9 protein-coding genes are annotated in these 6,734 nt (G+C 64.5%); 5 read left to right on the forward strand and 4 right to left on the reverse strand.

All coding sequences use genetic code 11. From position 1 onward, the window contains the following. A partial coding sequence (locus L979_RS07970) for an SDR family NAD(P)-dependent oxidoreductase (RefSeq protein WP_047691325.1) occupies positions 1-169 on the reverse strand: 169 nt, incomplete at its 3' end. A gap of 152 nt (positions 170-321) precedes the next feature. On the opposite strand from L979_RS07970, the gene L979_RS07975 reads away from it, so the two are divergent. Together L979_RS07975 and L979_RS07980 are read left to right on the forward strand one after the other, a co-directional pair. Continuing rightward, entirely contained in the window at positions 322-2,565 is a 2,244-nt protein-coding gene (locus tag L979_RS07975; protein WP_047691328.1) for an HAD-IB family hydrolase, read from the forward strand. A gap of 60 nt (positions 2,566-2,625) precedes the next feature. Then, a complete protein-coding gene (locus L979_RS07980; protein ID WP_047691331.1) occupies positions 2,626-3,210 on the forward strand; it encodes a TetR/AcrR family transcriptional regulator in 585 nt (194 codons plus the stop codon). A gap of 18 nt (positions 3,211-3,228) precedes the next feature. Here the strand turns inward: L979_RS07980 and L979_RS16960 are convergent, their stop codons facing one another. From L979_RS16960 to L979_RS07995, 3 genes are all read right to left on the reverse strand, one after another. Beyond that, positions 3,229-3,510 carry a DUF1275 family protein gene (locus L979_RS16960; protein ID WP_081994046.1) on the reverse strand — a complete coding sequence of 94 codons (282 nt, stop codon included), beginning with the start codon at positions 3,508-3,510 and terminating at the stop codon, positions 3,229-3,231. A gap of 109 nt (positions 3,511-3,619) precedes the next feature. Beyond that, entirely contained in the window at positions 3,620-3,859 is a 240-nt protein-coding gene (locus L979_RS16965; RefSeq protein ID WP_081994049.1) for a YoaK family protein, read from the reverse strand. A 47-nt stretch (positions 3,860-3,906) separates the two neighbouring features. Continuing rightward, positions 3,907-5,253 (reverse strand): DUF4032 domain-containing protein, encoded by a 1,347-nt coding sequence (locus L979_RS07995; RefSeq protein WP_052209675.1) that lies wholly within the window; start codon positions 5,251-5,253, stop codon positions 3,907-3,909. Between the two features lie 256 nt (positions 5,254-5,509). Here L979_RS07995 and L979_RS08000 point away from each other — a divergent pair, with 256 nt between their 5' ends. The 3 genes from L979_RS08000 to L979_RS08010 form a co-directional block, all read left to right on the forward strand. Then, complete coding sequence (locus L979_RS08000; RefSeq protein ID WP_197052107.1) at positions 5,510-5,734, forward strand: antitoxin; 225 nt, start codon at positions 5,510-5,512, stop codon at positions 5,732-5,734. After that, positions 5,731-6,114, forward strand: a complete 384-nt coding sequence (locus L979_RS08005; RefSeq protein ID WP_047691334.1) for a type II toxin-antitoxin system VapC family toxin — start codon at positions 5,731-5,733, stop codon at positions 6,112-6,114. Before L979_RS08000 ends, L979_RS08005 begins: the two co-directional genes overlap by 4 nt. A gap of 232 nt (positions 6,115-6,346) precedes the next feature. After that, the coding region (locus L979_RS08010; protein WP_231559453.1) for an extracellular solute-binding protein at positions 6,347-6,734 on the forward strand (388 nt) is incomplete at its 3' end.

Consider the following 6,734-nt stretch of genomic DNA (forward strand, 5'->3'; position numbering starts at 1 on the left):
TGATGGTCTCCACGTTGACGCGGTACCGGTCATGGAGTTCATGGGCGAACTGCTCCATGCGGGCGGTGTCTCGGGCAACCAGAACGAGGTCCAATCCACGGCTGGCCAGGGCAGTGGCAAATGCGGCCCCGATGCCGGAGGTTCCCCCCGTGATCAATGCGGTGAACATAGCGCCCACGGTACACTACGGGGGGCGTAGCGTAAGGGTGTCACTGTGGTTCGCGCAGCCCCTGAGACCCTGGAACGTGGCTAGCATGATTGATCACGGCCGTGGCCGTACCGCACACAGAATCACCTGCCTGCAAGGCATGAGGAGAACCGTTGTCTGAGAACACCACCAAGCGAGTCCTGCTCACGGGAGCCACCGGCTTCCTGGGGCAAGCCGTGATGGAACGCTTGCTGTCCTCCGAGGACAACATCCACATCACCGCCGTCATTCGCCCCAAGGGTGAGATCACCGCCCAGACCCGGCTGGAACAGCTGTTCCGCAAGCCGGTGTTCAAGCCGTGGCGTGAGCGTGTGGGGGATGACGAAGCCAAGCGGATCTTCCAGGAGCGCACGGACGTGCTGGAAGGGGATCTGTCTGCGCTGAAGGGCATTGAGCAGCCCTTTGACGTGGTGGTGCATTCGGCCTCCACAGTCTCATTCGACCCTCCGATCGACGAGGCCTTCAACACCAACGTGGGCGGTGCCCTGAGTCTGTACGAGGCCCTGCTGGCCTCCGGTCAGGACCCGCACGTGGTCCACGTGTCCACCTGCTACGTGGGTGGAATTGCCAAGGGTCTGCGCCCTGAGGCACCGATTGATCACGACGTCGACTGGCGCCGTGAATTCGATTACGCCGTTGCCGCCCGTGAAGAAGCCGAACTGGCTTCCAGGACGCCCGAGCAGCTGCATTCCTTCATCGACTCCGCCACCAAGTCCACGGGCAAGCGTGGCCCCAAGTCCGTGGCCGCCTCCGCTGAGGCATCCCGGACGGGGTGGATCACCCAGCGACTGGTGGACCTGGGCCGCACCCGCGCACAGTCCCTGGGGTGGACGGACATCTACACGTTCACCAAGGCCATGGGTGAGCGTGTTGCCGAGGACCTGTGGGGCGGCAACGGACACCGGCTGTCCGTGGTGCGCCCCGCCATCATCGAATCCGCGCTGCGTCACCCGCAGCCCGGGTGGATTGACGGTTACAAGGTGGCGGACCCCCTGATCATGGCCTACGCCAAGGGCGCGCTGCCGGAGTTCCCGGGGCTTCCGGACTCCGTGCTGGACGTGATCCCCGTGGACTTTGTGGTCAACGCCATCACGGCTCTGGTGGTCAACGGACACCGGGGCGAATCACATGGGGATCGTGAGCAGGCCGGCTACTACCAAATCTGTTCGGGTGCCTCCAACCCGCTGCCGTTCCACGAGATGTACGGTTCCGTGCGCGAGTACTTCCTGGAGAATCCCGTGGAGGGTCCTGACGGCAAACCCGTGGTGGTCCCGGAGTGGAGGTTCCCCGCCAACAACGCCGTGGTTCGTTCCCTGGCAGGCAAGGAGAAGCTGGCAGCCTGGGGCGGGCGCCTCAACGCACTGCTGCCCTCCACCAAGCGCACCCTGGAGTGGACCAACTCTCTGCACAAGATGCAGTCCGGCCTGGGTTCCCTGCGCACCTACGTGGACCTGTACCAGAACTACACCCGTACGGAGATGGTGTTCGACGACACCAACACCCGCGCGCTCAGCGCCTCCCTGCCGGAGGGCACCCCTGAGGACCGCACCTTTGACCCCCGGGACATCAACTGGAAGACCTACTGGCAGGAGATTCACCTGCCGGCCCTGACGGAGATGACCCGCGCCTACTCCCGGGCGTCGTCGGCCCGGGCGCGGCGTGCCCAGCGGCCCCGCAAGGAACTGAAGCCCGGTACTGACGTGCTGGCGATCTTTGATCTGGAGGGCACAGTGCTGGATTCCACCGTGGTGGGTCAGTACTTTGCCGTGCAGCGTCGGGTACTGCCTGCCGCCAAGCGTCCCGCAGACCTGATCGACGCCGTTCGCACCACTCCCACTTACGTCAAGGCCGAGCGCCGGGACCGTGGCGAGTTCGTGCGGGCGTTCATGCGCCGATACGAAGGCATGGAGTCCGCCAAGATCCGGGAAGCCGTGGACGGCAAGCTCGGTGAGGACATGCTCAAGGTGCTCAAGCCCGGTGCCCTGGCCCGGATCGAGGAACACCGTGCAGCCGGTCACCGCACCGTGCTGGTGACCGGTTCCCTGGACCTGTTGGTCTCCCCGGTTGCCGATCTGTTTGATGAAGTGATCGCCGGTTCCATGGTGGAGCGCGACGGTGTGCTGACGGGTTACCTGGCCACCCCGCCGCTGGTGGACGAGGCCCGTGCGCAGTGGCTCAAGAAGTACGCCGATGACAACGGGTACGACCTCACGCGCTCCTTCGGCTACGGCGATTCCGTGGCGGACTCCTCCTGGCTGGGGCTGGTGGGCCACCCCTATGCGGTCAACCCGGACATCCCGCTGTACCGGTTGGCCAAGCGCAACCACTGGCCGATCGAGGACTGGAAGAAGCACTGACTCAAACCATGGTTCACCTGCGCGCCCACGCCATCACCGCAGTCGATGCGTGGGTGAACCATGGCTGAAAATCACTCCGCACCCGATCCACGCACCGTCACCACGGATCGCAAGATCATGGCAGCGGTACTGGGGATCCTGACCCGGGAGGGCCCGGGGCGGCTGTCCATCGAGGCAGTGGCGGCGGAATCCGGGGTGGCCAAGACCTCCATCTACCGGCGCTACGCGAACTCAGATGCCATGGTGGACGATGTCCTGTCCCGAGCCCAGAAGCACCTGGCGCCCAAACCACTGGCGTTGGACCGGCAGAACTGGTCACAGGACGACTGGGTTCACGCCCTGGACACCGCACTGCGGGTGTTGATCGAGGACCTCGGAACCGGTATAGCCGTCACCCTGCTGACAGAACCGCATTCGGAGACGTCACGGATCCTACGCAGACACCTGGTGCGCCCGCGCATGGAACAGCTGCTGAACCTGCTGCAGTTGCAGATTGATGCCGGAAAGATGGATGCGGACGTGGACCTGGGCGTCGTTGTCGATTCCCTGCTGGGATCGGCCTATGCCCAGGTGGCACGCGAAGGGAGCCTGCCGGATGACTGGGCGCGCCGTATGCGTGACACCCTGATGCGCTCCGTCGGGTGAACAGACCAGCTAATGGCTTCAGACGTCTCGGCCATAGACATGGCCCACGACGGCGCCGGCGGCCACGATGCTGCCGGCCACCATCAAGCCGAACCCCAGCCCCAACCACAACAGCAGACCGGCACCCACTGCGGCTCCGGCCAGGATCAGGGCCACGGCCGCCACGCGTCGGGAATTGCCCTGCCCCGTTCCACCCGCCAGCCGTGACTCTGCAGCCAAGCCCGTGATGGTGGAGGTCACCACCACCGTGATGATGTCCTGGAGACCGATTTTGCGGGCAGTGGCAGCTTGAGCACCCATGGCCAGCCCAGGAGTCCGGGAATCGCCTGGCGATAGGCCGGGATGTTGCCAGGCTCCAGAGCCAACCCGAGCCCCAAGGTGGCAGTGATGGCTCCCACCAGCAACATGATCACCGTGGTGCGTGGCCCCAGCCCTTGGGGATTCGGCGCAAAATGCGACCCGCCATGCCTGCACCTGTGAGAAAACCACCCAGAGCCAGCAGCGGCCCCAGCACAGGTAAGCCCTCGGCGCCCATCAGGCCCATGCCAAGGATCACCACGTTGCCGGTCATGTTGGCGGTGAACACACGGTCCAGCCCCAGATAACCTAAGGCATCGATCATGCCCGTGCAGAACGTGAAGGCGAGCATCAGGGCCAGGTGAGTAGCGGAGCGATCCGGTGACTCGGGCCTTGCGCTCACAGCATCACTTGCTCGTCCGGGCGTGACCGCAGCTGCGACTCCACGTAGTCCTCCACCGCCTGACTGGTGGGGACGTCCTGTCGGAGTCGTTCGGACAGGAACCAGCGGTGTTCCAGGACCTCATGCACGATCTCTGCGGGCTCACGTTTGGTGCGCAGGTCCGCGGGAACGGCGGACATGATCTTGGAGTAGACCTCCTGCATCCACAACGCCCCGGTCAGGTCATCCGGCAGGCCGGGGTAGAGGGCGCGTCCGAACTGGGCGATGTCCGTGAGGATCCGGCGCGCCTGGTTCTCACGGGCGTTCATGCCCGTGATGTTGTGCAGCTGCCGGGAATGGTGTCCCGGTTCCACCACGCGGGGGACCAGCTGAACGTAACCGTCGTCGTCGGTGTCCAGGGAGGCTTCTTCGACGTCGAACCCGAGGTCGTTGAGACGTTTGATCCGTTCGGCCACGCGCCAACGCTGCTCGTGCGGGAAGCGCTCCGCGCCCGTGAGTTCAGCCCACAACTTCTGGTAGGTCTCCACGATTCGCTCGGAGGTGATGAACGGGTCCACCGGCACCGGGGCGGAGGAGACGATTTGTGTCAGGGCGGTGGTGGCGGCCGCCGGCTCGTAATGAGCCTTCTCCCCGGTGGTCATGGACGGATCCAGCGGGGGACCTTCGTGGGAGTCGTCGTGGAACCCGGCCAGGAGGTCCATCAATTCCCCGGCCACGTTGGTGCGTGCCAACTCGAGGTCGTAACTGCGTTGTCCCTTGGTTAGCTGCGGGTGGAGTTCACCAGTTTCGGCATCCACCAGATAAGCAGCAAATCGACCGGCGTCACGCAGGAACAAGGTGTTGGACAGGGAGACGTCTCCCCAGTAGAAACCGGCAAGGTGAAGCTGCACCAGCAGCAGTGCCAGCGCATCCACCAGCTTGTCCGCGATGTTGGCATCGGGGTGTTCGGAGAACAGCACCCGGTAGGGCAGGGAGAAATTCAGGTGCTCGGTCAGCAAGACGGCCGGCAGTTCCTCGCCATCGCGGCTGTGGCGCTCCGTCACCACGGCAACCGGCACCACGCACGGGGTGCCGAGCTGACGCAGTCGCCGCAGGAGGTCGTATTCGCGGGCGGCATTGCGTGCCGTGGTCTCCTTGGCCGCCAGAACCCGGTCACCCACCTGGGCAAAACGCACCACGTGTCGGGAGATCCCGCGGGGATAGGCCACCAGGACGTCATCCGGCCACTCCGCCAAGGGCGTCGACCAGGGCAGATCAAGCAGCTCGGGCTGGGGAAAACCCGTTTGGATCTTGACCCTCCTGGCCGACGGCTTCAGATAGCGGCCAGGAAGCGGTCCACTCATGGTGGTGTCCGGGGGGAGTTTTTCCTGCCCGGGGCACCCTCCCAGGGAGGGAGTGGATGACGGGGAGCCCGCGGTGGCAGAGGTGTCCCAGGGGGCTTGTGGGGAAGAACCCGATGAGGAACTTTGCATGATCATCGAGCCTACACGGGGCACCCGCAGCCGATCAGGGTGCCGAGCCCTTGTCTGTGCCGGTGGGCGGAGCGTCTGAGTTCGTGAGTCCAAAGCATGCATACCGCATGTTGGATATGCTCTGTGCATGACCACTATTCAGGTGCGCAATGTTTCGGAGGCAACCAGCCGTGCCCTCAAGGCCAAGGCCGCGCTGGAAGGGAGATCTTTGAGCGATTATCTGCTGATCGAGTTGGAGCAACTGGCCGCCCGCCCCAGCCGGGCGGAGCTGCTGGCTCGCATTGCTGATCGACCGCCAAAAAACCTGCCTGCGGCTGAGGATGTCCTGGTAGGGGTGCGACCGGCGTCGTGACGCTGGTGGTTGATGCTTCGGCAATCGCCGAGCTGCTGCTTGGAACGCAACGCGGACGTCGAGTGGCCCAAGCCGTTTCCCAGGAGGATCTGGTTGCTCCCCAGCACTTGACGGTGGAGGTGGTCTCCGTTCTCCGGGGCTGGTATCTGGGAGGGCACATCACGGACCAGGAGGCGCGCCAAGCCCTTCAGGAGTTCACACTGCTGGGTGTCAGGGAGTTGCCGGGGGTGGATCTTCTGGATGCAGTGTGGGATCTGCGCAACAACGTCAGTGTGTATGACGCCATGTACGTTGCCCTGGCACAAGAACTTGAGTGCAGGCTCCTGAGCCTGGACGCCAGGCTGATCAAGGCGGTGCCCGGCACCGTGATAGCCCCCTGAAGCACCGTCCCTGCCGCACCGCGTTCCAGGGCTGATTGACCCGACACCCGTTCACGTTTCAACGCGGGTGCGGAAGATGTGCGACACACCACCTCAGATGATCTGCATCACGTGGCGAGGCCCGTAGGCTGGTTTGACTTGCCGCAAGAGCAGCGGTGTACCACTCTCCAACCACGAGGTCCCTCCTGTGACGCCACCACCAGCACCACCGCCACATTCTGCGAACGGGCGGTTGACCCGCCGTCGTCTACTGGGTGCTGCCTCAGGGTTCGGATTGGCCGCTGCACTCAGTGCGTGTGGGTCGGGCAGCCAGGGCGGCCTGCCGGTGGGCCCCGGCCAGCTGAGGATCCAGGCCGGTGACGATGAAATACCTGGTCTGCAGCAGATCGCCGAACGTTTCACGGACGCCACGGGGGTCACAGTGGAGTTCATTCAGCGGGAGATCAACGCGCAGTCCATCTCTGACTTCATTGCCCAGGCGCCCATGGGGCAAGCGCCGGACATTTTGATCTCCCCGCATGACAACTTGGGGCAGTTGGCCGCCAACGGGGTAATCGCGTCCGTGGAAATGGGGGACCGGGGCGAGGATTTCACGCAGAACGCGCTGACGGCCGTGACCT

Origin of the sequence: Kocuria sp. ZOR0020 (genome assembly GCF_000800955.1) — a bacterium.
Lineage (GTDB): Bacteria > Actinomycetota > Actinomycetes > Actinomycetales > Micrococcaceae > Kocuria > Kocuria subflava.

What these genes read in the sequence shown, in the direction of transcription:
- L979_RS16960 (WP_081994046.1), bottom strand. Translation starts at nt 3,510, where the DNA reads ATGGGTGCTCAAGCTGCCACTGCCCGCAAAATCGGTCTCCAGGACATC.
- L979_RS07995 (WP_052209675.1), bottom strand. Translation starts at nt 5,253, where the DNA reads ATGAGTGGACCGCTTCCTGGCCGCTATCTGAAGCCGTCGGCCAGGAGG.
- L979_RS16965 (WP_081994049.1), bottom strand. Translation starts at nt 3,859, where the DNA reads ATGCTCGCCTTCACGTTCTGCACGGGCATGATCGATGCCTTAGGTTAT.
- L979_RS08000 (WP_197052107.1), top strand. Translation starts at nt 5,510, where the DNA reads ATGACCACTATTCAGGTGCGCAATGTTTCGGAGGCAACCAGCCGTGCC.
- L979_RS07980 (WP_047691331.1), top strand. Translation starts at nt 2,626, where the DNA reads ATGGCTGAAAATCACTCCGCACCCGATCCACGCACCGTCACCACGGAT.